Origin of the sequence: Microbacterium sp. MAH-37 (genome assembly GCF_009758255.1) — a bacterium.
In the GTDB taxonomy this organism is placed as follows: Bacteria; Actinomycetota; Actinomycetes; order Actinomycetales; family Microbacteriaceae; genus Microbacterium.
Genome location: NZ_WSEN01000010.1, coordinates 93,831 through 118,338 on the forward strand (window position 1 = coordinate 93,831; position 24,508 = coordinate 118,338).

Annotated in this window: 22 protein-coding genes; 8 read left to right on the top strand and 14 right to left on the bottom strand. The window is 69.5% G+C overall.

Annotated elements, in window-relative coordinates:
* The first annotated feature begins 133 nt into the window (after window positions 1-133).
* Genes GON06_RS14750 through GON06_RS14760 form a run of 3 tightly spaced genes read left to right on the top strand, consistent with a single transcriptional unit; the run spans window position 134 to window position 1,568 of the window.
* Window positions 134-745, top strand: coding sequence for a hypothetical protein (locus GON06_RS14750; RefSeq protein WP_157313083.1), 612 nt, complete (start codon window positions 134-136; stop codon window positions 743-745).
* Complete coding sequence (locus GON06_RS14755; RefSeq protein WP_157313084.1) at window positions 742-1,332, top strand: DUF2975 domain-containing protein; 591 nt, start codon at window positions 742-744, stop codon at window positions 1,330-1,332. The genes GON06_RS14750 and GON06_RS14755 overlap by 4 nt, the downstream gene beginning before the upstream one ends.
* Window positions 1,329-1,568, top strand: a complete 240-nt coding sequence (locus tag GON06_RS14760; protein ID WP_157313085.1) for a helix-turn-helix domain-containing protein — start codon at window positions 1,329-1,331, stop codon at window positions 1,566-1,568. Before GON06_RS14755 ends, GON06_RS14760 begins: the two co-directional genes overlap by 4 nt.
* A 3-nt stretch (window positions 1,569-1,571) precedes the next feature.
* Here GON06_RS14760 and GON06_RS14765 read toward each other — a convergent pair whose 3' ends face one another.
* Window positions 1,572-2,774, bottom strand: coding sequence for a M20 metallopeptidase family protein (locus GON06_RS14765; protein WP_157313086.1), 1,203 nt, complete (start codon window positions 2,772-2,774; stop codon window positions 1,572-1,574).
* A gap of 232 nt (window positions 2,775-3,006) precedes the next feature.
* Here GON06_RS14765 and GON06_RS14770 point away from each other — a divergent pair, with 232 nt between their 5' ends.
* Both GON06_RS14770 and GON06_RS14775 read left to right on the top strand, forming a co-directional pair.
* Entirely contained in the window at window positions 3,007-3,324 is a 318-nt protein-coding gene (locus GON06_RS14770) for a hypothetical protein (RefSeq protein ID WP_157313087.1), read from the top strand.
* A 117-nt stretch (window positions 3,325-3,441) separates the two neighbouring features.
* Window positions 3,442-4,947, top strand: coding sequence for a dicarboxylate/amino acid:cation symporter (locus GON06_RS14775; protein WP_157313088.1), 1,506 nt, complete (start codon window positions 3,442-3,444; stop codon window positions 4,945-4,947).
* Between the two features lie 400 nt (window positions 4,948-5,347).
* Here the strand turns inward: GON06_RS14775 and GON06_RS14780 are convergent, their stop codons facing one another.
* Both GON06_RS14780 and GON06_RS14785 read right to left on the bottom strand, forming a co-directional pair.
* Window positions 5,348-7,102 (bottom strand): cation:proton antiporter, encoded by a 1,755-nt coding sequence (locus GON06_RS14780; protein ID WP_157313089.1) that lies wholly within the window; start codon window positions 7,100-7,102, stop codon window positions 5,348-5,350.
* A 39-nt stretch (window positions 7,103-7,141) separates the two neighbouring features.
* Window positions 7,142-7,768, bottom strand: coding sequence for a phosphoribosyltransferase (locus GON06_RS14785; protein WP_157313090.1), 627 nt, complete (start codon window positions 7,766-7,768; stop codon window positions 7,142-7,144).
* Window positions 7,769-7,929: 161 nt separating this feature from the next.
* Between GON06_RS14785 and GON06_RS14790 the strand changes: the two genes are divergently transcribed.
* Entirely contained in the window at window positions 7,930-8,973 is a 1,044-nt protein-coding gene (locus GON06_RS14790) for an LLM class flavin-dependent oxidoreductase (RefSeq protein WP_157313091.1), read from the top strand.
* A gap of 628 nt (window positions 8,974-9,601) precedes the next feature.
* Entirely contained in the window at window positions 9,602-10,198 is a 597-nt protein-coding gene (locus GON06_RS14795; RefSeq protein WP_157313092.1) for an endonuclease domain-containing protein, read from the top strand.
* A 130-nt stretch (window positions 10,199-10,328) separates the two neighbouring features.
* Here GON06_RS14795 and pheA read toward each other — a convergent pair whose 3' ends face one another.
* Window positions 10,329-11,270, bottom strand: a complete 942-nt coding sequence (pheA, locus tag GON06_RS14800) for a prephenate dehydratase (RefSeq protein WP_332837601.1) — start codon at window positions 11,268-11,270, stop codon at window positions 10,329-10,331.
* Window positions 11,271-11,355: 85 nt separating this feature from the next.
* Between pheA and pgm the strand changes: the two genes are divergently transcribed.
* The gene (gene pgm, locus GON06_RS14805; protein ID WP_157313093.1) at window positions 11,356-12,999 is read left to right on the top strand and encodes a phosphoglucomutase (alpha-D-glucose-1,6-bisphosphate-dependent); all 1,644 of its coding nucleotides are present in this window, start codon (window positions 11,356-11,358) and stop codon (window positions 12,997-12,999) included.
* 175 nt (window positions 13,000-13,174) lie between these two features.
* On the opposite strand, the gene GON06_RS14810 is transcribed toward pgm, so the two are convergent.
* The 10 genes from GON06_RS14810 to GON06_RS14855 form a co-directional block, all read right to left on the bottom strand.
* Entirely contained in the window at window positions 13,175-14,272 is a 1,098-nt protein-coding gene (locus GON06_RS14810; protein ID WP_157313094.1) for a glycerate kinase, read from the bottom strand.
* Complete coding sequence (locus GON06_RS14815; protein ID WP_157313095.1) at window positions 14,272-15,300, bottom strand: LacI family DNA-binding transcriptional regulator; 1,029 nt, start codon at window positions 15,298-15,300, stop codon at window positions 14,272-14,274. The genes GON06_RS14810 and GON06_RS14815 overlap by 1 nt, the downstream gene beginning before the upstream one ends.
* Before the next feature lie 337 nt (window positions 15,301-15,637).
* Window positions 15,638-16,393, bottom strand: coding sequence for a sugar phosphate isomerase/epimerase family protein (locus GON06_RS14820; RefSeq protein ID WP_157313096.1), 756 nt, complete (start codon window positions 16,391-16,393; stop codon window positions 15,638-15,640).
* A 78-nt stretch (window positions 16,394-16,471) separates the two neighbouring features.
* A complete protein-coding gene (locus GON06_RS14825; protein ID WP_157313097.1) occupies window positions 16,472-17,332 on the bottom strand; it encodes a sugar phosphate isomerase/epimerase family protein in 861 nt (286 codons plus the stop codon).
* Window positions 17,329-18,525: a dihydrodipicolinate synthase family protein gene (locus GON06_RS14830; RefSeq protein WP_157313098.1), complete on the bottom strand. Its 1,197-nt coding sequence runs from the start codon at window positions 18,523-18,525 to the stop codon at window positions 17,329-17,331. The genes GON06_RS14825 and GON06_RS14830 overlap by 4 nt, the downstream gene beginning before the upstream one ends.
* Complete coding sequence (locus GON06_RS14835) at window positions 18,525-19,676, bottom strand: Gfo/Idh/MocA family protein (RefSeq protein WP_157313099.1); 1,152 nt, start codon at window positions 19,674-19,676, stop codon at window positions 18,525-18,527. Before GON06_RS14835 ends, GON06_RS14830 begins: the two co-directional genes overlap by 1 nt.
* Before the next feature lie 159 nt (window positions 19,677-19,835).
* Window positions 19,836-21,170, bottom strand: a complete 1,335-nt coding sequence (locus tag GON06_RS14840; protein ID WP_157313100.1) for a sulfatase family protein — start codon at window positions 21,168-21,170, stop codon at window positions 19,836-19,838.
* A 101-nt stretch (window positions 21,171-21,271) separates the two neighbouring features.
* Window positions 21,272-22,660, bottom strand: a complete 1,389-nt coding sequence (locus tag GON06_RS14845) for an ABC transporter substrate-binding protein (RefSeq protein ID WP_157313101.1) — start codon at window positions 22,658-22,660, stop codon at window positions 21,272-21,274.
* Window positions 22,661-22,694: 34 nt separating this feature from the next.
* Window positions 22,695-23,543 carry a carbohydrate ABC transporter permease gene (locus tag GON06_RS14850; protein WP_157313102.1) on the bottom strand — a complete coding sequence of 283 codons (849 nt, stop codon included), beginning with the start codon at window positions 23,541-23,543 and terminating at the stop codon, window positions 22,695-22,697.
* Window positions 23,540-24,394 carry a carbohydrate ABC transporter permease gene (locus GON06_RS14855; protein ID WP_157313103.1) on the bottom strand — a complete coding sequence of 285 codons (855 nt, stop codon included), beginning with the start codon at window positions 24,392-24,394 and terminating at the stop codon, window positions 23,540-23,542. The genes GON06_RS14850 and GON06_RS14855 overlap by 4 nt, the downstream gene beginning before the upstream one ends.
* Between the last annotated feature and the right edge of the window lie 114 nt (window positions 24,395-24,508).

Sequence of the window (24,508 nt, forward strand, 5' to 3'; positions counted from 1 at the left end):
GCCCGTAAGCCCGTGTTCGCCGTCGGCATACCGCATAGGCCCCTGAGCCCGTCGGAAGGGGCTCTTGACGACCATATCGAGAGTCGTTATGTTAACGAAAGTCGATAACAACGATAGTCGTTATGGAGTCATCATGATCAGTCGCACCGGAAGGCCCTCGATGGCAGAGGCGATCACGCTGGGCCTCGTCGCCACAGGCGCCGTGAGCATCGCGATCGCCGCCGTGATGGGCACGATCGGCGCCGCGGCCGAGATCTTCGGTTCGCCGGTTCCCGTCCTGCTGCCGGTGCACGATGCACCGATGGGTTCCCTCGCGGATGTCGCGGGCGTGGCATCCGCTTCCTACGCCGAATCGGTCGTGTCGTTCGAGACTCTGGATGCCGGGACCCGCTGGCTGCTGTTCGGCGAGCGGGCGCTGCCCGCGGTGGCCACGATCATCGTGTGCATGTCGCTGTGGTGGCTGGGGCTGTCGCTGATCCGGCAGCGGACGTTCCGGAAGTCGATGGTGCCGGTGCTCGGCACCGCGGCGATCGCACTGGTGGTCGCGGGGATGGTCGGTCCGTTCCTCGGAACGATCGCGCGAGCCCAGGCGGTCGAACTGCTCCCGGCATCCGCCGACCAGTTCTACGCCTTCCTCTACGAACTCGACCCTGCGCCGATCGGCTGGGGCATCGCTCTCGCCCTTGTGGTCAGCGCATTCGAGGTGGGGCGGCGGCTGCAGCGCGAGACGGAGGGGCTGGTATGAGCACCGCGGATCGCTCATCTCGTGGCGCCCACCTCGGTTGGACCGCGATCGTCGGCGGGCTGGCCGTCCTGGGGATCGTGTCGGTCGCCGTGACGAGGCTGATGATCGCGTTCGGCGACGGCGTGAGATGGGAGGTCACGCTGCCGGAGAGCTACGACTCCCCCGCGGCCCCGCACGGGACATCCGTGCAGGTGACTCAGGGGATCGTGACGGTGCCGGATGCCGGGACCGGACTGCTCTCGCTGATGATCCTGACGGTCGTCGTCGCGGCGCTCTCCGGCATCGCCGCGATCGCCTGCTACCTCGTGCTGACCACTGAGATCTCACGCGGACGCACGTTCTCGCGCCGGGCGATTCGGATGCTGACCTGGATGGCGACGATCGTCCTGGTGGGCACCGTGGCCTGCTATCTGCTCGACTCGGCGATCGGCCGCGGCGTGCGCGCCGCTGTCGGCCTCGACGAAGTGGGTGGCTCGACGCCGCTGAGCTACTGGATGGGTTTCGCGATCTTCGCGGCGCTGAGCCTCATCACCTATGCGTTCCGCCGTGGCGCGGTCCTCCAGAAGGAGACGGAGGGACTGGTATGAGCCCCGCCGATACCGACGACGAGGACACCGGCATCCACTGCCGGCTCGACGAGCTGCTCGCCGCACGGGGGATAACGCTCACCGAGCTGAGCGCGCGCGTCGGCGTGAGCGTGGTGAACCTGTCGGTGCTGAAGAACGACAGGGCGCGGGCGATCCGATACTCGACGCTGCGCGCGATCTGCGACGCGCTGGAGTGCGAGGTCGGGGAGCTGCTGGTGCTTGCGCCGAAGGCGTGAGCACTATTCGGCTGCGAGCAGTCCTTCTGCCGCGGCGAGATAGCCGGCCAGCAGCGCGCGTGCGGTGAGGTCGACGGCACCCTCGTCGGGCAGGAATCGCGCGTGATGCAGCGTCGGCTGCGGGTCCTCGCCCGCGGTCTCGACGCCGACGAAGAGCATGGCCGAGGGGACGGCCTCGCAGAAATAGGCGAAGTCGTCCGCGCCGAGCGACCGCATCGGATCATCACCGGGAATGCCGAGTCTCGTGAGCCATCCGTTGATGCCGAACGCCAGGTCGTGGTCGTTGATGAGTGCCGGCTGCCCCTCGACGAGCGCGACCGTCGCGATCGTGCCGTATGCCTCAGCAGTCCGCTCGGCCATCGTGCTGACGGCGGCGAAGAGCGCAGCGCGGTCACCGACATCCGTCGTGCGCATCGTCGCGCGGATGTGCGCGTGGGCAGGAAGGACGTTGGCGACCCCGAGCCCGGCGTTCAACGTGCCGATGCTGATCAGCGCCGGTCGCACCGGACTGATCGTGCGGCGGACCACCTCGGGGACGCCGACGGCGATGTGCGCGATGGCCGCGACCGTGTCGCCGGCGAGGTGCGGATAGGCGCCGTGCCCGCCTCGTCCCTCGACGCGGATGTCGATCTCGTCGGCGGCGGCGTTGATGAACCCTCCGGCGGAGGCGACCGCTCCCGTCGTGACACCGGGATGCACGTGGGCGCCGATGACATGCGCGATGCCGTGCTGCTCTATGACGCCCGCCTCGATCATCTCCTGCGCGCCGGGAGGGGACGTCTCCTCGCGCGGCTGCAGCAGTCCGACCAGGCCGAGCGGCAGGTCGATGCGCTGCGCGGCGCGCATGAGCGCGACAAGAGCGGCCTGGTGCACATCGTGTCCGCAGGCGTGCATCGCGCCGTTCTGCGAGGCGAAGGATGCTCCGGTCTGCTCTGTGACCGGCAGGGCGTCCAGCTCGGCACGCAGCGCGATCGACGGGCCGGATGCCGGGCCCAGGCGGCCCACGGCACCGGCATCCGTCATCGGCTCGAACGAGGTGACGTCGCTCAGCGCGGCGACGAGGCGATCGCGGGTGGGGGCCTCCGCGCCGGACACGCGCGGATCGGCATGCAGCTCGCGGCGCAGGGTGCGCGCGGCGGGGAGCTCGGCGTCGAGGGCGGCGTTCCAGCGCGCTGCAAGGTCGGCCAGGTCGGCGGGGGTGGTCATCGCGGCCTCCTGTTCGCGGGTCGTCGGAAGGCGACGCCTGGGAGCCTATCGGGAGAGTCGGGGGAAACAGGACTACCGGGAAGCGACACCGGAATCATCACTCGACCCCGGCGACGCGCGAGCTGATCACCGCCCCGAACGCGTTTCGTCTCGATCGTTTCTCGTTCACCCACCGACTGGGGTCACCCTGCCTGGGAGGCGCCGTCCAGCGTCGTTACGTACCCTGGTGCCCATGAGCCTCAAGCGCCTTCTTCTCGCCCTGCCTGCCGTGGCCGTCGCCGTGTCCCTGGCCGCGTGCGCGCCGACGCCGCGGCCGAGCGTCGACGACGTCTCCGCAGGCATCCAGAAGATCGCGAAGACCGCGGGCAGCGAGAGCGTCTTCACCGACGAGATCTCGGATTGCATCGCGAAGCAGCTCGTCGACTCGAAGATCTCCGACGGCGCCCTCGCCACCATCGCCGAGGGCAAGGAGCCCACCGGCGCCGAGGATCAGAAGCTCATCACCAAGGAACTCGACGACGCGGCGAAGACCTGCGTGACAACCGACTAAGCGGGCACCAGTCTGCGGCATCCGTCATTCAGCGTCAAAAACCGGCGGGAATGGAATCCCGCCCCTAACGTTGACTCCCATGGCGCGCACCCGGCGCGCACCCGACTTGGAGTCTTCATGAGCACCACGACGACGCGCCGCGAGAAGGCGCCCGACACCCGAGGCCCGGTCCGCAAGCTGCTGACCTCGTTCGGCTTCCAGATCATCGCGGCACTCGTCCTGGGCGTCGTGGCCGGTCTCATCGCCGTGAACCTCGGCGCCAGCGCCACGAACCCGACAGTTCTCTCCGACACTCTCGGCAAGATCGGAAGCTCGTACGTCACGCTCCTGAAGGCCGCGGTCGTTCCGCTGATCTTCACCGCGATCGTCGCGAGCATCTCCAACCTGCGCCGCGTGCAGAACGCAGCCCGCCTCGCCGGTCAGACCATCCTCTGGTTCGCGATCACCGCGTTCATCGCCGTGATCATCGGCATCGTGCTCGGCCTCGTCATCCAGCCCGGCGCGCGCGCCGGGCAGGACCTCGAGACCGGCGATCCCTACGCCGTGGGCACCTGGTGGAACTTCCTGCTCGGCCTGATCCCGCAGAACTTCCTCGGCCTGACGGTCTCGACCGGCCCCGGCGCCGTTGAGGGCACGTTCACCTCGAACGTGGGCTTCAACATCCTGCAGGTGATCGTGGTCGCCGCCGTCGTCGGCATCGCCGCCCTGAAGGCGGGCAGGAAGGCCGAGCCGTTCCTCGCCTTCACCGAGTCGCTGCTGAAGGTCATCCAGCGCGTGCTGTGGTGGATCATCCGCATCGCCCCGATCGGCACCTTCGGACTCATCGGATCCGCGGTCGTCCAGTACGGATGGGACAAGCTCGCATCGCTCGCCTGGTTCGCCGGCGCCGTCTACATCGGACTCGCCCTGGTGATCTTCGTGGTCTACCCGGTCCTGATCAAGTCCCACGGGCTGTCGATCAAGCAGTACTTCTCGGGCGTGTGGCCCGCGGTTCAGCTCGGCTTCGTCAGCCGCTCGTCGATCGGCACCCTGCCGCTCACCGAGCGTGTCACAGAGCGCAACCTCGGCGTGCCCCGCGCCTACGCCTCGTTCGCCGTGCCGCTCGGCGCCACCACCAAGATGGACGGCTGCGCCGCCATCTACCCGGCCATCGCCGCGATCTTCGTCGCACAGTTCTTCGGCGTCGACCTGAACTTCTTCCAGTACCTGCTGATTGTGATCGTCTCGGTCGTCGGCTCCGCCGCCACCGCGGGCACCACGGGCGCGGTCGTCATGCTCACGCTGACCCTGTCGACCCTGGGCCTGCCCCTCGAGGGCGTCGGCCTGCTGCTCGCCATCGACCCGATCCTCGACATGGGCCGCACCGCAGTGAACGTCGCCGGTCAGGCACTCGTGCCGACCATCGTCGCCAAGCGCGAGGGCATCCTCGACCTCGACCTCTACAACGCGCCCCGTGAGGGACTTCCGTTCGCAGAGGACCTGGACGACTCGGATGCCGCGGACCGCGAGGACGCCGCACACGCGGCGCTCGCAGACGCGAAGCACGAAGCCGCCGAAGCGGCTGCGGAAGCCGAGAAGGCCGCCGACGACACGGATGCTGCCGAGCCGGCGTCCGCACGCTGACGCGTCCGACTGAACACAGAGCGGCGCCCCGGAGCATCCGGGGCGCCGCTCTCGTTTCGATCCGCGCCGCCGCCCCACGGATGCCTTTCGGAGGTAAGACGCCCGAGTACCCACGAAACCCATCCCTCGCCCGGTCGGCCTGGCCCGCCCCACCTGATCCCCGCCCGCGCAAGGATGCTTTTCCGCGGCAGAGCGCCCGCGAAACCACGAAACCCATCCCTGACCCGACCGGCGCGACGACCACGACGCCCACTCCGACCGATCCGAGCGCGCAGGGATGCATTTCGGCGGCACAAGGCTCGCGGGACCTGCGAAAGGCATCCCTCGCGGCGCGGCGCGGGGGAGGTCAGGGGACGCGCGGAACGTCCGCACGCCGAGGAGGGCACGACGAACAGGCGCGTCAGCGCCCCGAGGTGTCCGCCCTCGTGTCCAGCGCGAGCTCCTCTGCGTCGATCGCCGTGATCAGCTCACGCATGACCTCCTCGCTGAGGTTGCCTGCGTCCCGCTCCGCGATCAGCAGCTGCCTGCGCACATCGAGCCAGCCCTTCGACAGGGTCATGAACTCGTCATACGTCGGGCGGACCATCTCGACCTGCGCCTGCTCAGTGCTGTTCTCCACGCGCACCAGACGCTGCGCGAACGCGTCGAACGCGTCGACCCTGTCCTGCCCGTGCTGCTGCGCCCACGTCTTCCGCATGCCGCGCAGGTACGCCTTGCCCGCCTCACGGCTGCGCGCGCGGACGGCGGCGATCTCGGCGGCATCCTCCTCCGCCTCGGTGCCGTCGGCGACGCCGAGACGGCGGATCAGCCAGGGCAGCGTCAGCCCCTGCAGCAGCAGCGTCCCCACGGTGACGACGAAGGCGACCACGACGATCGCGTGCGCGGCATCCGGCTCGAGACCGGCGAGATCCGCGGCGGCGGCCGCCGTCGCGAGCGTGACGACCCCGCGCATGCCGGCCCAGGAGACCACTGCGTTGTCCCGCCACGACAGCGCCGGCTCGGTGAGCTCGGCGCGGATCTGCTCGGGCGACTTCATCGGGCGCACAGGGCGGGAGGGCCGCCCGGTGCCCGCGGCTGTGGCATCCGCCCGCTCCTTGGCGATATCCGCTCTGCGCTGCATCTCCGCGAAGCGGCCCGACTCGAGCATGTTCTCCCAGCGCCGGATGCGCACCCGCTGCCACCACTGCCCCCACATGCTCGCCGGGTAGACGAACGCGGGGCGCACGAGCAGCACCGCGACGAGCACGGCCGCGGAGAGCCAGAGCACGCCGCCGACGCTCCCCGAGCCGAGTTCCGCGATCGCGCGCGGCAGCTGCAGGCCGATGTAGGCGAACACGAACGACTCGAGCAGGAAGTCGGCCGACAGCCACAGCGGCTTCTCCTGCTGCCGGGTCGTGTAGCTGGTGCGCGGCGCGTTGAACCCGACGTACAGGCCCATCGCGACGACGGCGAGCACGCCGGAGCCGTTCAGGTGCTCCGCGATCGCGTAGGCGCCGAACGGTGCGAGCAGGCCGAGGGTGCCGTTGATGACCGCATCGTCGCTGCGCATGCGGACGAGGTGCAACACGGCTCCGAAGACCAGGCCGATCGCGACCCCGACGATCACGGCGACGGCGAACTGCCAGATGCCGTCCCAGACCGTCACGGTCCAGCCGGCGAGGACCGCCGCGAAGATGCGGAACAGGGTGAGCGAGGTCGCGTCGTTGATCAGGCTCTCTCCGGAGAGCACCGACATGATGCGGCGCGGCAGACCGAGCTTGCGGCCGATGGATGCCGCGGACACGGCGTCGGGAGGGGCGACGATCGCGCCCAGCAGCAACGCACCCCACAGTGTGAGCGAGGGCATGATCCACCACGCGACGAGCCCCACCACGGCGGTCGTGACGAGCACGAGCCCGATGCCGAGGCGCCGGATCTGCGGCAGGCTGCGCTTGAAGCTCACGAACGAGACGTCGAGAGCGGCCGAGTAGAGCAACGGCGGCAGCACCAGGATCAACAGCACGTGCCCGTCGATGTCGAGATCGGGCACCTGCGGGATCAGCGACGCGGCGAGCGCCACCACCGTGACCAGCAGCGGGGCGGGCCAACCCTTCCATCGGGCGATCGCCGCGACCAGCACGGCGCCGACGAGCACGTAGAAGACCTCGGCATCCATGCCGTTCAGGCTACGGCCGCTGATCCCGCGGCCGCGGGATCAGTTCCGCGCGGCGCGCAGGAGCGCGACGACTTCGGCGTCGGACGTCTGCGGGAAGTCGAAGTAGTGCATGCCCACCGCCATGAATCCGGCCGGCGCGCTCAGGCAGACGACCTCGTCGGAGGGGATGCTCTGCAGGGAGTCCGGCGCAGCGACCGGCACCGCGAGAACGACGGATGCCGCGCCACGCGCCTTCGCGATCGCGCAGCCCGCGCGGGCGGTGGCGCCGGTCGCGACGCCGTCGTCGACGACGATCGCGGTGCGTCCATCCAGGGCTGCTGCCGGCGCGCCCTCGCGGAAGAGAACCACACGGCGCTCGACCTCGGCCTCCTCGCGCTCCGTCTTCTCGGCGATTGCGGCCTCATCGGCGTAGAGATGCGCGTCGTCGTTCAGCACCCTCGCGCCGTCCTCCCCCACCGCGCCGATCGCGAACTCGGCATGACCTGGCGCGCCGAGCTTCCGCACGACGAGCACGTCGAGCGGAGCGTGCAGAATCGAGGCGACCTCCGCGGCCACAGGCACGCCGCCGCGCGGGAGCCCCAGCACCACGGCATCCTGTCGCGGGCGTTCGGCCAGTCGCCGGCCGAGCATCCTGCCGGCCTCACGTCTGTCCTGGAAACGATCCATGTCCTCCGGCCTACGCCGCTCGGCGCGCACGGTCAAGGGCGTGGGGTTCGCGAGGAATGTCGCAATGCGCCGCATCCGGGGCCGGGAAGCGACCATCGGCGGCATTCCCCGGAATCAGAAGCGCAGGAATGCCGGGGACCGATGCCGGGTTGCACCCTTCGATGAGTACTCCCGCGCTTTCCGTCCTCGACCTCGTCCCGGTGCGCACCGGGCAGACCAGCGCCGAGGCGGTGGGCACCTCGCTCGCGCTCGCGCAGCGCGCCGACGAGCTCGGCTATCGGCGGTACTGGTTCGCCGAGCACCACAACATGCCGGCCGTGGCCTCCACCACTCCCCCGGTGCTGATTGCTGCGGCAGCATCCCGCACGAAGAACATCCGCGTGGGATCCGGCGGCGTGATGCTGCCCAACCACGCGCCGCTCATCGTCGCCGAGCAGTTCGGCGCGCTCGAGGCCATCGCACCGGGCCGCATCGACCTCGGCATCGGCCGGGCTCCCGGCAGCGACCCCGTGATCACGCAGCTGCTGCGGCAGTCCGGCACCACCGGCGACGTGGAGCGCTTCCCCTCGCACGTGCAGGACATCGCTCTCATGCTGCAGCGCGACGGCGCGACCGTCCGCTTCACGAGCGGCGGCGAGTACGCCGTGCGCGCGACGCCGGCCGCATCCGGAACCCCGCAGGTGTGGCTGCTCGGATCGAGCGACTACTCCGCGCAGCTCGCGGCGTCCCTCGGCCTGCCGTACGTCTTCGCGAACCACTTCTCGGGGCACGGCCTGCAGCGCGCGCTCGATCTGTACCGCAGCGGATTCACGGCCTCGGAGTGGCTGGACTCGCCGCAGACCTTCCTCACCGCGAACGTCGTCGTCGCACCGACCGCGGAAGAGGCGGAGGCCCGCGCGCTGCCGCAGCTGCGGGCGATGGCGCGGATCCGCTCCGGCCGTCCGCTGACGCTGCTCGAGACCGTCGAGCAGGCGCAGCAGGGCGTGGCGGATGCCGACGAGGTGGGCTCCGCGGAGCAGCTCGCCGCAGCCGGCGCCGGCTGGTTCGTCGGCTCCGGCCCTGACGTACGCGAGTCACTCACTGCCTTCGCGGCCGAGCACGGCGTGGACGAGATCATGGTCTCGCCGGTCGCGGGCTCGTTCGCCGCCGAGCCGACGGATGCCGCCCCCGGCCGCGTCCAGACGCTGGAGCTGCTCGCGGGCTGACGCGCAGGGCGGGCGGTTCACCCGGCGAGCAGTTCCAGGGGCTGCACACCGGACTGACGCCTCGGGATGCCTTTCGGCGGTCACTCCTGCCGGCCCCGCCGCTCCAAAGATGCCTTTCGGCGGCCGGAGGTCCGTCGAGCGCCGAGACGCATCCCTGGACGTGCCCTGCTCGGCTCGCCCGCAGCCGCCTGGAGGACGGCGACTGGTCCTCCACAACCGAAGAACCGGCACGAGCCATCCACACCGACTGAGACGACGCGAAGCGACAGCGAGAGCGCGGAGCACGATGGTCAGAATGCGCCACCGAATCCAGCTCCCCGCACACCTCGGCACACACTTCAGCCTGCGCGACGCCCAGGATGCGGGCATCGGCGCCTGGCGCAGCAGCACGCCTGACCTCGCGCGCCCGTTCCGCGGCGTCCGAGCCACCGAAGCTCCGGAGACCTTCCTTGCGACGGCGGCGTGCTACTCGCTACGGATGCGTCCGGGTCACCGATTCGTCGGACGTACCGCAATGCGCCTCTGGGGCCTCCCGCATCCGAAGCGCTGGACCACGAAGGAACTGCTCCACGTCGCCGTGCCTCGCGAAATGACACCACCGAAAGTCACGGGCATGAAAGGACGGCGGTTGGACAAGCACCGTGCCCGCACCTCGCGGGTGCACGGGATGCCGGTCGTCGACCCGATCGCCGCCGTGTTCAGCACGGCCCCCGAGCTGACTGTCGTACAGATCGTCACCGCGCTCGATGCGATCCTCACTACCTGTGGCAACTATCCCGGCCTCCACACCCAGAAGCCCCTGGTCACGATCACCGAGATCGAGCGGCGGCTCCTGGAGTGGGCCGGATTCACGGGATGCGGGAAGGTGCGCTCCGCGCTGCCCTTGGCTCGGCTCGGAGTCGAGTCGCCGAAGGAGACCGAAACGCGACTCCTACTCGTGCATGCCGGGCTGCCCGAACCCGTGGTTCAGCATGAGGTGCGCGATTGCGGGCGGTTCATCGCCCGCGTCGATCTCGCCTACCCCGCGCTCGGCATCGCGATCGAGTACGAGGGTGACGGCCATCGAACGAGCAAGGATCAGTGGCGCGCCGACATCCGCCGGCAACGGGATCTCGAGGATCGCGGCTGGATCGTCATCCGGCTGACCCAGGCCGATCTGAAGCCGTCGGGCCAGGAGGACTTCCTCGCCCGGGTTCGTCGCGCGATCACATCCCGCGCCCGCTGAGCAGCGATCCTCAGAGATGTCTTTCGCCGGTGACGCGCCCTGGTGCCGCAGAAACCCATCCCTCGCCGTGCCGCCTACAGCCCGTGAAAGCCATCCCTCGGCGGACGGGCTCGCGGGGGGCGGGGGCGCGTCAGGCCTCCGGCTCGCCGCCGATCAGGCCGCGCAGCCAGTCGCGCGCCTCGACGAACACGTCGTCGGCGTAGCGCTCCGGGTACTGCACGATTTTGCGGTCGGCCCGGGGGTACGACCCGAGGAACACCACGCGCGGGCTGAACCGGCGGATGCCGAGCAGGGCGTCCGCCATCCGCTCGTCGTAGACGTGGCCGTCGGCGTCCAGCACGAAGCGGTACCGGCCGAGCTCGTCGCCGATCGGGCGGGACTGCAGCAGCGACAGGTTGATCCCGCGGGTGGAGAACTGCTCGAGCAGCTCGAGCAGGGCACCCGCGTGGTCCTCCGGCAGCTCCACGATGAGGGACGTCTTGTCCGCGCCGGTCGGCGGCACGGGGGTCGTGGTTCGTGTCACCAGCACGAATCTGGTCTGCGCACTCGCGTTGTCGCCGATGTCCTCGGCCAGCACCTCGAGCTCGTGATGCTGCACGATGCCAGGGGCCGCGATCGCGGCCTGCGCGGGCAGGCTCCCGTCGAGGATGCCGATGGCGGATGCCACGTTGCTGGCCGCCGGCACGTGCGAATGCTTCGGAAGGTGAGCGCCGAGCCAGCTGTGGCACTGCGCGTACGCGACCGGGTGCGCGGCGATCACCGAGACGTCATCGAGGGTCGTGCCGGGCGCCGCGACCAGCACGAAGTTCACGTTCACCAGGTACTCACCGACGATCCGCAGACCGGGCTTCGTGGCGAGGGCGTCGAGAGTCGTGGAGACGCCGCCTTCGATCGAGTTCTCGATCGCGATCATCGCGGCATCCGAGACCCCGGACAGCACGTCTCCGAGCGCCTCGCCGACGTTGTGCACCGGCTTCCAGTGGTGCCCTCGCGCCTCGGGCACCTGGTCGAGCGCCGCCTCTGTGAAGGTTCCGGCAGGGCCCAGGTAGCTGTAGGTGCGGCGATCGGTCACCCGGCAAGCCTAGTCCCGGGCGCGTCGCCGAGAACCGATCGTCACCGAACGTGCACAAGTCCGCGGTGCGGGGCAGACTATGCACATGAGCAGCCGTGCCGGCCTCCCCGCGGAGGAAAGCGACCTGATCGACGTCGACGAACTGATCGCCGCCTATTACGATCGCCACCCCGATCCGAACGTCTCCGCCGAACGGGTGGTGTTCGGCACCAGCGGCCATCGCGGTTCTGCTCTCACCTCCAGCTTCAACGAGGACCACATCCTCGCGACGACGCAGGCGATCGTCGACTACCGCAACGGGCAGGGCATCAGTGGCCCGCTGTTCCTCGGCCGCGACACGCACGCCCTCTCGCTGCCCGCCGAGCGCACCGCCGTCGAGGTCCTGATCGGCAACGGCGTCGACGTGCGCGTCGACTCCCGCGAGTCGTGGGTGCCGACGCCGGCGCTCAGCCACGCCATCCTCACCTACAACCGCGGCCGCGCAGCATCCGACTCCGGCCGCGCCGACGGCATCGTCGTCACGCCGTCGCACAACCCGCCGCGCGACGGCGGCTTCAAGTACAACCCGCCGAACGGCGGACCGGCCGACACGGATGCCACGGGCTGGATCGCCGACCGCGCCAACGAGCTCATCGCCGGCGGCCTTGCCGACGTGAAGCGCATCAGGCACGCCGACATCGACGACTCCACCATCGGCACCTACGACTTCCGCGACGCCTACGTCCGCGATCTGCCCTCGATCATCGACGTCGAGGCGATCAAGCGCGCGGGCGTCCGCATCGGCGCCGACCCTCTGGGCGGGGCATCCGTCGAGTACTGGGCGCTGATCCGCGAGATGCACGGCCTGGACCTCACCGTCGTCAACCCCGAGGTCGACCCGACCTGGCGCTTCATGACGCTGGACTGGGACGAGAAGATCCGGATGGACCCGTCGTCGCCGAGTGCGATGGCGTCGCTGGTCGCCAAGAAGGGCGATTACGACGTGCTCACCGGCAACGACGCCGACGCCGACCGGCACGGCATCGTCACCCCGGATGCCGGGCTGATGAACCCGAACCACTACCTGGCCGTCGCGATCGACTACCTGTTCTCGCACCGCGAGCAGTGGCCGAGGGATGCTGCGATCGGCAAGACCCTGGTGTCGTCGATGATCATCGACCGCGTCGCCGAGTCGCTCGGCCGCCGGCTGCTCGAGGTGCCGGTGGGCTTCAAGTGGTTCGTACCAGGCCTGCTCGACGGCACCGTCGCGTTCGGCGGCGAGGAGTCCGCGGGTGCGTCCTTCCTGCGCCGCGACGGCTCCGTGTGGTCGACCGACAAGGACGGCATCCTGCTCTGCCTGCTCGCCGCCGAGATCATCGCCGTGACCGGCAAGAGCCCGTCGGAGCGCTACGCCGAGCTGGAGGACGCGTTCGGCGCATCCGCGTACCAGCGGGTGGACGCGCCGGCGACGCCGGAGCAGAAGTCGGCGCTGTCGAAGCTCGCCCCCGAAGCCGTCTCGGCGGCGGAGCTCGCCGGCGAGCCGATCACCGCGAAGCTCTCGCATGCGCCGGGCAACGGCGCGGCGATCGGCGGACTGAAGGTACAGACCGAGCACGCTTGGTTCGCCGCACGCCCGTCCGGCACCGAGGACGTCTACAAGCTGTACGCCGAGAGCCTGCGCGGCCCCGAGCACCTCGCACAGGTGCAGGAGGAGGCGCGGGCCGTGGTCAGCGCGGCGCTCGGCGGCTGACCACCCGGGCGACGAGCGCCCGAACTCACCCATCCCGGGTCCTGAGCGAGGAGCGCAGCGACGAGACGAAGGGCGTGGCTGTCACAGCCTGCCTCTCACCACCGCGCTGATCCTGAGCGCCGTTCGTCTCGCTTCGCTCGCTCAGGATCCGCGCGGAAAGCGAGCGGAAGGGCGCTCAGGCCTCGGTTTTCGCGGCCAGCCCGGCCCCGGCGGCGCGGAGCCAGCGCGCCGGCTCCGCGAGCGCCGCCTCCGACGCCCCTGACAGCTCCGTCAGCGACACGGATGCCGCGAAGATCGAGGTGTCGGCATCCGCCGTGATCCGGCCGGCGACCACGGCCGCCGGCACGCCGGCATCCGCTGCGAGTCCGGCGACGAACGACGGCACCTTGCCGTCGCCGGACTGCCCGTCGTAGGAGCCCTCACCGGTGATCACGAGGTCGGCATCGGCGATCGCCTCGGCCAGTCCGATGAGGCGGGCGACCTCGGATGCCCCCGGGAGCAGCCGCGCACCCCACGCGACCAGCGCGCCACCGACGCCTCCGGCGGCCCCGGCGCCCGGTGTCTCCGGATCCAGCCCCAGCAGCGCGGCGAGCGCCGCGAGACCGGCATCCGTCCTCGTGCGATCGGCGGCGCCGGTGAGGCCCTTCTGCGGGCCGAACACCTCGGCCGCGCCTCGGGGTCCGGTCAGCGGATTCGTGACGTCGGTGAGGACGAGCGTCTCGGGCGCCGGGAGCAGCCCGCTGAGGTCGGCGTGCGCGATCGACGGCAGTCCGCGGGCCCCCTGCGCGACTTCCGAACCGGATGCGTCTGCGAACCGCGCTCCCAGGACGCGCAGCATCCCGGTGCCTCCGTCGGTGGACGCGCTCGAGCCGATTCCGAGCACCAGCCGCGACACCCCGTGGTCCAGCGCGGCGGCGATCGCCTGGCCGAACCCGGTCGAGTCGGCGTCGAAGGGGCGCAGCTGGTCAAGCAGTTCGATGCCGGAAGTCGACGCGAGATCGATCACGGCGGTGCCTTCGGGCGCCTCCGCCGTCGCGGGCAACAGCAGCCACGCGGTGTCGACAGGTGCGCCGGCCGGGCCGTCCACCGTGACCGGCATCCGCACGGCTCCGGGCACCGCCGCCGCGAACGCGGCGACCGTGCCCTCTCCCCCGTCGGCCATCGGGCGCATCACGAACTCGGCAGCGTCGCCCCAGCCGTCGGCGAGCGCGGATGCCGCATCCGCTGCCGTGATCGTGCCCTTGAAGCTGTCCGGGGCGAGGACGACGCGCATCACGCGAGTCCGGGGGTGCTGCCGCGCACGACGACCTCGAGGTCGAGGTCGGGCTGCTGCCACTCGGCATCGACCGTGGCGCGGAACGCCTGATAGCCGAGCTCGCTCAGCGGCACGCGCACGGTGGTGAGCTGCGGGGTGACGTCGCGGCTGACGGGCACGTCGTCGAAGCCGCACACCGCGATGTCGGCACCGACCGTGCGACCGGCGTCGCGGATGGCGGTCATCGCGCCGACCGCCACGACATCGCTGAGCGCGAAGACCAGGGTGCCCGGTTCGACGCCGTCTGCGAGCGCCGCGGTCATGCTCTCCGTGCCGGACTCGCGGGCGAAACCACCACGGTAGGTGCGCTCCACCGCGCCTCCTCCGGCTCCGAAACCCGCCTCGAAACCGGCGAGACGATCGTCAGAGGTGCGCACACCCTCGGCCGCGCCGAGCACGATCGCCCTGCGGTAGCCGTGCGCAGCCATCTCACGACCCAGCCTTTCCGCGCCGCCGCGGTTGTCGATCTGCACGCCACGATCGCCGCCGGGCCCGAACGTCACTGTGCGTGCGCCGAGTGCGGAGAACGCCGCCAGTTCGTCGGGTCGCTCCTGCTCGCCGCCCTCGCTGCGGGATGCGGCGAGGATCACGCCCTGCGGACGCTGCCCGCGCAGTGCGCGCAGGATGCGGTTCTCGCGCTCGGGGTCGCGCTCGGTGATCGCGATCGTGACGACGAGTCCGTGCTCGTCCGCACCGCGGGCGACTCCGGAGGCGATCAGGCCGAAGAACGGGTCGGCGATGTCGGCGACCAGCAGCGCGATCACCGGTGAGGTGCCGCGCGCGATCGACTGCGCGGAGATGTTCGCGGTGTACCCGAGCTCGGCGGCGGCCTGCTCGACGCGCTCGCGGAACGAGTCGGCGACCTTGCGCTCCGAGCCGTTCAGCACACGGGACGCCGTGGCCAGCGACACCCCCGCGGCCCGTGCGACGTCATGCAGCGTGGGAGTCGAAGCGCGCCCCGCGCGCCGGGTCTCAGCGGAGGTCATGGGGTGAGCCTATCGGCCGCCTCTGCGGCATCCGCTCGTCTTCTCGTGTCGCGATTCGTCGTCGAAAGCCGGGCGCCGACCAGCTCAGGTCGCACTTCGCCCCGGAAAGATCGCGTCGTAGCAGGACGAACTGCGACCCGAACGGATGCCCGCGGCGCGAAGCGGAACGAATCGCGACCCGAGCGGCGGCCGGGCCCCGGAACCGCACCGGCCTGTTCAGGTCGCACTTCGCCCCGGAAAGATCGCGCCGCAGCGGGACCAACTGCGACCCGAACGGATGCCGGCGACGCGAAGCGAGATGAACTGCGACCCGAGTGGTCGCCGATGCGGACGACGCTCACGCCGCGTCCGCGATCCAGCCGCGCAGGGTCGCCGCCTCGGCGGCGAGGATGCCTGGGTCGTCGTCGAGGACGAACTCCAGCAGCGCGTCGCGCGGCGGCACGGCCGCCCGGGATGCCGCCGAGAAGAAGCCACGCCAGAGCGCGTCGCGCTCGTGCAGACGCAGCCGTTCGGTCTGAGGCCACCATGAGAAGACGTGTGCGGCGCTGACGCGATCCTCCAGGGCCGCGTAGTCGGCGAGCGCCGACTCGTCGGATGCCGCGACGTTCGGCTGCCAATAGGTGGACAGGCCGGGAACCTCGGTGAGCAGGCGACGCGTGGTCGCTGCGGTGTCGGTGAGGGTGCGGGAGTGGTACTCCAGAGCGAGGGTGATCCCGCGGGCGGCGGCCAGCTCCGCGGCGTCCTGCAGCCGACCGATCACGAACGCCCAGTGCTCGGTCGTCGCCTCCGCCGAACCGGTGCCTCCGGCCCAGATGCGCACGCGGTCCGCGCCGAGCGCCTGGGCGCTGTCGAGCACGGGCTCGAGGTCGTCCTGCACGCCGGGGCGGAAGTACGAGCCGTACGAGCAGACCGCGAGCCCGGCATCCGTCGTCGCGCGCACCACCTCGGCGGCGCGCGCTGTGTCGCCGGGCGGCACGTGCACGTCGCCGCCCCACTCGATCACCTCGAGGCCGGCGGCGGCGGTCGCCTCGACGACCTGCTCGGCGGTCAACTGCCGGAAAGTCACGGAGCAGAGTCCTGGTCGCATGGTCATGTTCCTATCCTGTTTCGAATCGCGCAACTTGCTGCATTCTGGCTTGAGATGCAGCAAGTTGCGCGATTCGAAGGTGGTTCAGAGGTACGGCGAGACCGTCTCGGCGAAGGACTCCGCGGTGCGGGCGACGACCGTCGCCGGATCCGTGTCCCAGACCTCCTGGTTGAAGATCTCCACCTCGATGTCGCGGTCGTAGCCGGTCTCGACCACGGCGCGGGTGAGCGAGGCGAAGTCGATCACGCCGTCGCCCATGTAGTGCCGCGAGAGCAGCACATCGGCGGGCAGCGGGGTCTTCCAATCGCACACCTGGTAGGTCGAGATCCGGCCCTCGCGGCCGGCGCGGGCGATCTGCTCGTACACCTGCGGGTCCCACCAGATGTGGAAGGTGTCCACGGCCGCGCCCACGACGGACGGGTCGAAGTCGGCCGCCAGATCCAGCGCCTGACCGAGCGTCGAGACGACGCAGCGGTCCGACCCGAACATGGGATGCAGCGGCTCGATCGCCAGCGTCACGCCGGCCTCCTGGGCGTACGGCGCGAGCTCGGTGAGCGCGTCGTGCACCCGGGAGCGCGCGCCGACGAGGTCGCGCGAGCCCTCCGGCAGCCCGCCCGCGACGAGCACGAGCACCGCGGTCGAACCCTCGGCACCCGCCGCGGCGAGCGCGGCGGTCTCGTCGATCGCCCGCCGGTTGTCGTCGATGGATGCCCGGCGCTCGGACCCCTCGGGCAACGTGAAGAACCCGCCACGGCAGTGCGTCGAGAACCGCAGCCCCGAGTCGGCGAGCATCTTCGCGGCGGTGTCGAGGCCGACCTCGTTCACCGGCTCGCGCCAGAGGCCGATGGACTGCACCCCGGCATCCGCGGTGACCTTCAGCGCGGTCGCGAGGTCGGCGTACTTGATCGTGGCCTGGTTGATCGACAGGCGGGGGTCGACGGTCATGCGTACACTCCGTTCAGTCGCAGCATGCCGTGCCAGCGCTCGCGCGCCAGCTCGGGGTTCTCCAGCGCGAGCGAGGCGTTGGCCAGCTCGACGATGCGGGACAGGTGCGGCAGGCTGCGCGCGGAGTGCAGGCCGCCGACCATCTGGAACGCAGGCTGGTGGCCGTTCAGCCAGGCCAGGAACGCGACACCGGTCTTGTAGTAGAAGGTCGGTGCGGCGAACACCTGCCGGCTCAGCTCCTCGGTGGGGCCGAGGATGCGCTGGTAGGCGGCGTGATCCCCGGCATCCAGCGCCTGGATGGCGGCGGAGGCGACGGGCGTGATCGCCGCGAACGCACCGAGCAGCGCATCGGAGTGCTTCGGCTCCGCGGCTCCGCCGCCTCGCTCAGCAACCGGATCCTCAAGGCCACCGATCAGCCCGACGTAGTTGAAGTCGTCGCCGGTGAACATGCGCACGCCCTCGGGGAGCCGCTCACGCACCGAGATCTCGCTCTCGGCGTTCAGCAGGCTCATCTTCACACCCGCGACCTTGTCAGGGTTCTCCGCGATGATGTCGAGCAGCACGGCCGATGCGGTCTGCCAGTCGTCGGCTCCGAAGTAGCCGGCCAGCTCCGGATCGAACGCCGTTCCGAGCCAATGCAGCACGACCGGGGACGTGGCGCGCGACAGCACCGCCCGGTACACCCGGCGGTAGTCGTCGGCGGATGCCGCGACCCGTGCCAGATGACGGGACGCCATCAGCACCGGGCCCGCGCCCTGCTCCTCGGTGTACTCGAGCTGCGAGACGTAGGCGTCGATCACCTGGTCGAGCGAGATGTTCGTCTCGTCGACGTGGTCGGTGTTGACGCCGACCACGACCGAGCCGCCCTCCTCGCGGGCCACCTCGGCGCTGCGCGCGATGAGCTCGCGGGTGGCCGCGGCGTCCAGCCCCATGTTCCGCTGCGCGGTGTCCATGGCGTCGGCGACGCCGAGACCCCAGGAGTACACGTTGCGGCGGAACGCCAGCGTGGAGTCCCAGTCGATGTCCGCCGGCTGACCAGGAGTGTTGTCGGCGTGCACCTTCGGCACGACGTGCGCGGCGGCGTACGCGACGCGGCTGCGCAGCGGCGCGGTCGGGCGCTGGTAGCCGCCGGAGTCGTTCAGCGCGGCATCCGACGTCGCGCCGTCGGCGGCGAGCAGGCGAAGCGTCGTCATCAGAGCGACAGCTTCTCGATCGCGACCTTGCGGCCCTCGGCGCTGGACGCCAGGCCGGCCTCGGCGAACTGCACGCCACGGGCGCCGGCCATCAGGTCGAACGGGTAATCGGTGCCCAGCACGTACGACTCCAGGTACTCCTCCCACTGCTGGCGGAAGCCGTTCAGGAACACGTCGTTGGTGGGCACGTTCTGCCAGTCGGCGTCGTAGTCGTGGGTGTCCTCGAGGTCGGGGTTCCAGACCGGCTTCGGGGTGGCGTTGCGCGGCTGGATCTTCGCACCGAACAGGCCGACCACTGCCGAGCCGTGCGTGCCGTCGACCTGGAACTCGACCAGCTCGTCGCGGTTCACGCGCACGGTCCACGAGGAGTTGATCTCGGCGATGACGCCGCCCTCGAGCTCGAAGATGCCGTATGCGGCGTCCTCGGCGGTGGCGGTGTAGTGCTCGCCCTTCTCGTCCCAGCGATCGGCGATGTGCACGGCAGCCTGGGCGTAGACGCTCTTGACCTCGCCGAACAGGTTCTCCAGCACGTAGTTCCAGTGCGGGAACATGTCGGTGATGATGCCGCCGCCGTCCTCGGTGCGGTAGTTCCAGCTGGGGCGCTGCGCGGGCTGCCAGTCGCCCTCGAACACCCAGTAGCCGAACTCACCGCGGACGGAGAGGATACGACCGAAGAAGCCGGAGTCGATAAGGCGCTTCAGCTTCTGCAGGCCGGGGAGGTAGAGCTTGTCGTGCACGACACCGGTCTTCACGCCGGCCTCGTCCGCGAGGCGGGCCAGCTCGACGGCCTCCTCCAGCGACTCGGCGGTGGGCTTCTCGGTGTAGATCGCCTTGCCTGCGGCGATCGCCTTGCGGATGGCGGTGGCGCGGGCCTTGGTGACGAGGAAGTCGGCGTAGATCTCCCACTTCGGATCGGCGAGGGCCGCGTCGAGGTCGGTGGTGTAGTCCTCGATGCCGTGCTTCGCGGCGAGTTCGGCGAGCTTGGCCTCGCTGCGGCCGACGAGGATCGGCTTGACGGTGACGCGCGTGCCGTCCGAGAGCTCGATGCCGCCCTGGTCGCGGATCGCGAGGATCGAGCGCACCAGGTGCTGCCGGTAGCCCATGCGTCCGGAGACGCCGTTCATGATGATGCCGATCTCGCGAGTCGCCATGTGTCTGTCCTGTCTTCAGTGGAAGTCGTGCGCTGCGTCGGAATGACTGGGTAAGCGCTTTCCGATATGAAAGCAGGTTTCTCCGCTGAGTGCAAGAAGCAAGGCCATGACGCTCGCCCGACGGCGTCACGCTGGGGTCTTCTCAGCGCCTGCCTCTGTTCAGGCGACGGATCCGGGCAGGCTCGGCAGGCTCGGCAGATCGTCCACATGGCGCGAACGCCACGGTGCGCGGGGAATGGGTTCAGATTCGACGGGATCTGCGATGGCGACCAGGCGTTCGTGCAACGCTGCGGACAGTCTTGCCTGTACGTCGGCATAGGCATCCTGTCCCGCGACGTCGACGAGCTCGAGCGGGTCGACCCTGCGGTCGTAGAGCTCCTGCTGCGGCCGAGGAGCGAGATGCCCGTCGCCGAACCCCTGTCGCGTGCGGCTCGCCTCGAGGTCGGCCGGAAGCTCGAGCTTGGGCCCCTCCCTGTAGTTGCGGATGTAGACGTAGTCGGAGGTACGCACGGCGCGCTTGGGATCATACGAGTCGTGGTACGTCTTGCTGGTGAAGACCATGCGCTCCGATTGCGACGCATCGACGTGTCCGGTCGTGATCAGGGACAGAAGGCTCCGCCCCTCGAGCTCGGCATCGTGAGGCCCCGCGTCTCCGGCGATCTCGAGGAATGTGGGCAGAAGGTCCTGATGGATGACGAGGTCCGGTACCCTGCGGGGGCTGACCTGCCACGCGGTGGGTGGTCGCACGATCAATGCCACGCCGGTCCCGGCGTCGTAAAGCGTGCTCTTCGCGCGGGGGAAGGCCGCGCCATGATCTGTCGTGAACACGATCATCGTGTTCTCATCGCCGATGGTCGACGAAATCGCATCGAGGAGCACCGAGAACCCCGCATCCAGCTGCGCGATCGATCCGTAGAAGTCGGCGATGTCGGCACGGGTGTCGGCGTTGTCCGGGAGATAGCCCGGGACGTCCACGCTCGCAGGGTCCGCCGCTGCGTAGTCGCTGGCCGGCCAGGGCCGATGCACCTCCCACACGCCGACGGTGAGGAATATCGGCTTCCGCTCCGATCGAGGAGGCAGCCCCCCGAGCCATGAGGACGCGGCCTCCACGACCTGAGCGGTTCGCGGGAGGAATCCCTGCCCCGGGTATTCTGCGAAACCCAGAACAGTGGGGTCGACGTTCTCGTGCTGAAGCCCGATGAGCGCGGTGTGATAGCCGAGGGGCTCAAGACGTTCGGGGAGCGTGGAAACGCCGGCACGGTAGCGCCATCCGTCATGGGCGAGGCCCTGAATGCCGTTGCGGTACGGCTGCATGCCGGTGAACAGCGCACCCCGTGACGGCGAGCACAGCGGCGCCGCGGCATGCGCGTCATCGAAGACGATGGACTGATCGGCGAACGCTGAGATCTGCGGCGCCGGCACAGCGGGCATCCCGTACGTCGGCAGCCATCTTCCGAGGTCGTGGCAGTGGAAGAGAATAATGTCCGGTTGCATCTCACAGGTCCTTCGATCGACGTCAAGATCATCGCCAGGCCAGCCCGGCGAAAGGGTGCGGATCCTGCGGCGTGAATCGTCGCAGGATCCGCACGCTCCGGCTATTTCTGCGGGAGATCCAGCTTCGTGACCATCTCCTCCAGCGCGGCCTGCATCTGCTTCATGCCTGCCTCGGGCGTCACCTTTCCGGCTGCGATGCTCTCCAGCCCCGGCTCGGTGATGTTCAGCATCTCCGACGCGAACGGATACCAGATCGACGTGGAAGCCCCCGGGAGCTTCTTCGCGGTCTCGTCGTACGCGGCCAGCGCCTCCTTCTGCGCCGGGTCCACTCCGTCGGTGGAGAAGTCGTCGCGGATCGGGATGCCGCCGTTCTGCGCGAACATCGACTGGGCCTTCTCAGAGGTCATCCACGTGATGTACTCGAGTGCCGCCTTGGCGCGCTCCTTGGGAAGACCCGCCGGAACACCGAGGAACCAGATCCCGGTACCGGGCGCGGCACTGCCGTCGGGCGCCAGCGGAAGCGGGGCGTACCCGAACTTGCCGGCCTGACCCGAGTTCGCCGGGTCCTCCAGCTGAGACGCAGCCGCGGCGACGAGGAAGCTCTGTGCGCCGTCGCCGTTCTGCAGTTCGGCGATCACCTGCGCCTGTCCCATCGTCGACACCGCTTCCGGCCCGTACTCCGCCAACTTCCTCATCCACGTCGCTGCCTGGACCCCCGCCTCGGTGTCGGCAGTCGGCTTCCAGTCGGTACCGGGATCGGCATACCAGGAGCCGCCGGCCGCCCCGAGAAGAGCCTGGAAGTCGAACGTGTTCGCCGAAGAACCGGGAATGCCCTGCGTGCGGAACACCATCGGGTACTTCGCTGCCTTCGCGTTCGCGATCTTCTCACTGTTCGCGATGACCTCGGGCCAGGTCGTGGGAACCTCCAGCCCGAGTTTGTCGTAGATGTCCTTGCGATACACGAAGATGTCGAGGTTGCCGGAGAACGGGAGGTCGACAACCTCGCCGGACTCGGCGAAGCTCTTCTTATCGGCATCCCACCGCGCCAGGTTGCCGAAGCTGTAGATGTGCGAGTCCATCTCGTACGACGGATCGATGTCCGTGAGCGGCTGCAGCAGACCGCTCTCGTTGAACTGCCCGAGATCCGCGCCGTTCACCTGGAACACGTCGAACGTGTGCTTCTGGCTCTGGATGTCATTGATCTCCTGCGTCTTCACGTCCGGGTTCGGGAACGGCCGCAGCTCGACCTTGTTGCCGGTCTCCTCCTCGTACGCCTTCACCAGCTTCGCGTAGGCCGGGTTCCACGGCGCCTGGCTGGTGGGGACGACGAGCGTCACGGACCCGGACTCGTCGGTCCCGCCTCCCCCGCCCAACGACCCCTTGTTGCTGCTGCTGCACGCGGTCACGCCGAGAAGTGCGGCACTGACCGCCACCGCGGCAGCCAGGGGGCGGATCCCGCGCCGGACCCGGAAAAGATGTGAACCAGTCATGATGTCCTCCTCATACTCAGGGGTGGGCCGCAGCTCACCCTTTGACGGCACCGGCTGTGAGGCCGGCGATGATCTGTTTGTTCGCGAAGACCGCGAGGATGATCAGCGGCACGGCCGCCACGGTTCCGGCCGCTGCGAGCTGCCCCCAGGTCACGGCGAACTCCTGCACGAACCCGGCGATACCCACGGTTATCGGCGCGGTCGGTCCTCCCGAGGTGAGAGTGAGACCCATCAGGAACTCGTTCCACGCCATGATCCCGACGAAGATGCTCGTCGCCGCGAGGCCGGGCCGGACCAGCGGCAGCATGATCCGGGTGAAGACGCTCGCCTCGTTCGCGCCGTCGACGAGAGCCGCCTCTCGCAGCTGCACGGGGATGCCAGAGAAATAGGACGCCATCAGCAGTGTCGCGAACGGCAGGTTGAACAGGCTGTTCACCAGAACCAGTCCCGCCACCGACCCGAGGAGGCCGACATCGTTCAGCAGCTCGTAGAGGCCGGGCACAAGGGTCGCCGGCGGGATCAGCGGGATGATGGCGGCGAGGGCGAGAGTCGGGACGCTGATCCACCTCGGGGGCGAAAGCCGCGCCAGCGCGTACCCGCTGATGCTGCCGATGAGGATGCACACGGCGACGGTGCCCACCACGATCCCGACGCTGTTGAGCAGCTGGATCGCGAACGTCCCATCCTCGAATATCGAGGCGAAGTTCCCCAGCCAGAACGGGAAGATCCAGTCGTGACTGGTGATCGCCCTGTTGGGGAGGAACGACAGCAGCACCAGCCAGGCGATCGGAAGGACCACGATGACCACCACGATCAGCAGTGCGATCTCGACGGCCACCTTCGGCCTGGCGCTCGTCCGGATCCGGCCACTCCGCGCGCTCATCGCCGTGCTCCTCGAAGAACGAGGGCAACCGTGAGCACGAGCACCACCGCCACGATGATGAGCAGTCCGAAGGCAGCCGCCTCCCCGAAGTTCAGATCCTTGAAGAACCACAGTTGGATGCGCTGCGAGACGAGTGTGGTGGCTCCCAGCGGACCGCCGGCGGTCAGCACGTACATCTCGTCGAAGACCTTGATCCCCATCACCATCCGGATCAGCGATACGGCCGCGATCGCGGGCATCACCAGCGGCAGCACGATCCGGAAGACGATCGCGCCCTCGGAGGCCCCGTCCACCCTGGCGGCCTCGAGGACTTCGGTGTCGAGCGCCTTCAGCGCTGCGTAGACGAACAGGAACACGATGGGCGACCAGTGCCACACATCGACCACGACCAGGCTGGCCATGGCTCCGGCGCCGGAGTTCAGCCAGTTCTGAGCGGGCAGACCGATCGTCTCGAGCACCTTGTTCAGACCACCGGCGGTCGGGCTGAGGATGAGCAGCCAGATCACGCTGACGACCACGGGCGTGATGATCGCGGGCCAGATGATGACGTTCCGCGCCAGCGGGAGCAGTGCGATGGCCCGGTCCACGAGGATCGCGACGATGATCCCGCAGATCAGGCTCCCCACGACGCTGAGGATCGTGAACACCACGGTGTTGATCACCGCTTGCGCGGCGAGCGGATCGGCGAACACCGCCACGAGGTTCTCGAACCCCGTCCACCGGAACTCGAAGCCTGCTGCGGTCAGCGTGACCTCGGAGAACGCCATCTGCACCACATGCGCGAAGGGAAAGGCCGCCATCGCGAGGCAGAACAGCACAAAGGGCGCCAGGGCGACCGTCGGAAGCAGCATTCGCCGGTGACGACGGCGCGGACGGGCCGCGATTCTGGGCATCGGGGGTGCACTGGACGTCATTGTTCCTCCGCAAGTCACTGCTTCGTCGACTACGAGTTCGGGTGCGGCCGC

What these genes read in the sequence shown, in the direction of transcription:
- GON06_RS14790 (WP_157313091.1), top strand. Translation starts at nt 7,930, where the DNA reads ATGAGTACTCCCGCGCTTTCCGTCCTCGACCTCGTCCCGGTGCGCACC.
- GON06_RS14815 (WP_157313095.1), bottom strand. Translation starts at nt 15,300, where the DNA reads ATGACCTCCGCTGAGACCCGGCGCGCGGGGCGCGCTTCGACTCCCACG.
- GON06_RS14750 (WP_157313083.1), top strand. Translation starts at nt 134, where the DNA reads ATGATCAGTCGCACCGGAAGGCCCTCGATGGCAGAGGCGATCACGCTG.
- GON06_RS14810 (WP_157313094.1), bottom strand. Translation starts at nt 14,272, where the DNA reads ATGCGCGTCGTCCTCGCCCCGGACAGCTTCAAGGGCACGATCACGGCA.
- GON06_RS14850 (WP_157313102.1), bottom strand. Translation starts at nt 23,543, where the DNA reads ATGAGCGCGCGGAGTGGCCGGATCCGGACGAGCGCCAGGCCGAAGGTG.
- GON06_RS14780 (WP_157313089.1), bottom strand. Translation starts at nt 7,102, where the DNA reads ATGGATGCCGAGGTCTTCTACGTGCTCGTCGGCGCCGTGCTGGTCGCG.
- GON06_RS14855 (WP_157313103.1), bottom strand. Translation starts at nt 24,394, where the DNA reads ATGCTGCTTCCGACGGTCGCCCTGGCGCCCTTTGTGCTGTTCTGCCTC.
- GON06_RS14770 (WP_157313087.1), top strand. Translation starts at nt 3,007, where the DNA reads ATGAGCCTCAAGCGCCTTCTTCTCGCCCTGCCTGCCGTGGCCGTCGCC.
- GON06_RS14835 (WP_157313099.1), bottom strand. Translation starts at nt 19,676, where the DNA reads ATGGCGACTCGCGAGATCGGCATCATCATGAACGGCGTCTCCGGACGC.
- GON06_RS14765 (WP_157313086.1), bottom strand. Translation starts at nt 2,774, where the DNA reads ATGACCACCCCCGCCGACCTGGCCGACCTTGCAGCGCGCTGGAACGCC.
- GON06_RS14825 (WP_157313097.1), bottom strand. Translation starts at nt 17,332, where the DNA reads ATGACCGTCGACCCCCGCCTGTCGATCAACCAGGCCACGATCAAGTAC.
- GON06_RS14775 (WP_157313088.1), top strand. Translation starts at nt 3,442, where the DNA reads ATGAGCACCACGACGACGCGCCGCGAGAAGGCGCCCGACACCCGAGGC.
- GON06_RS14845 (WP_157313101.1), bottom strand. Translation starts at nt 22,660, where the DNA reads ATGACTGGTTCACATCTTTTCCGGGTCCGGCGCGGGATCCGCCCCCTG.
- GON06_RS14755 (WP_157313084.1), top strand. Translation starts at nt 742, where the DNA reads ATGAGCACCGCGGATCGCTCATCTCGTGGCGCCCACCTCGGTTGGACC.
- GON06_RS14840 (WP_157313100.1), bottom strand. Translation starts at nt 21,170, where the DNA reads ATGCAACCGGACATTATTCTCTTCCACTGCCACGACCTCGGAAGATGG.
- GON06_RS14785 (WP_157313090.1), bottom strand. Translation starts at nt 7,768, where the DNA reads ATGGATCGTTTCCAGGACAGACGTGAGGCCGGCAGGATGCTCGGCCGG.
- GON06_RS14830 (WP_157313098.1), bottom strand. Translation starts at nt 18,525, where the DNA reads ATGACGACGCTTCGCCTGCTCGCCGCCGACGGCGCGACGTCGGATGCC.
- GON06_RS14760 (WP_157313085.1), top strand. Translation starts at nt 1,329, where the DNA reads ATGAGCCCCGCCGATACCGACGACGAGGACACCGGCATCCACTGCCGG.
- GON06_RS14820 (WP_157313096.1), bottom strand. Translation starts at nt 16,393, where the DNA reads ATGACCATGCGACCAGGACTCTGCTCCGTGACTTTCCGGCAGTTGACC.
- pgm (WP_157313093.1), top strand. Translation starts at nt 11,356, where the DNA reads ATGAGCAGCCGTGCCGGCCTCCCCGCGGAGGAAAGCGACCTGATCGAC.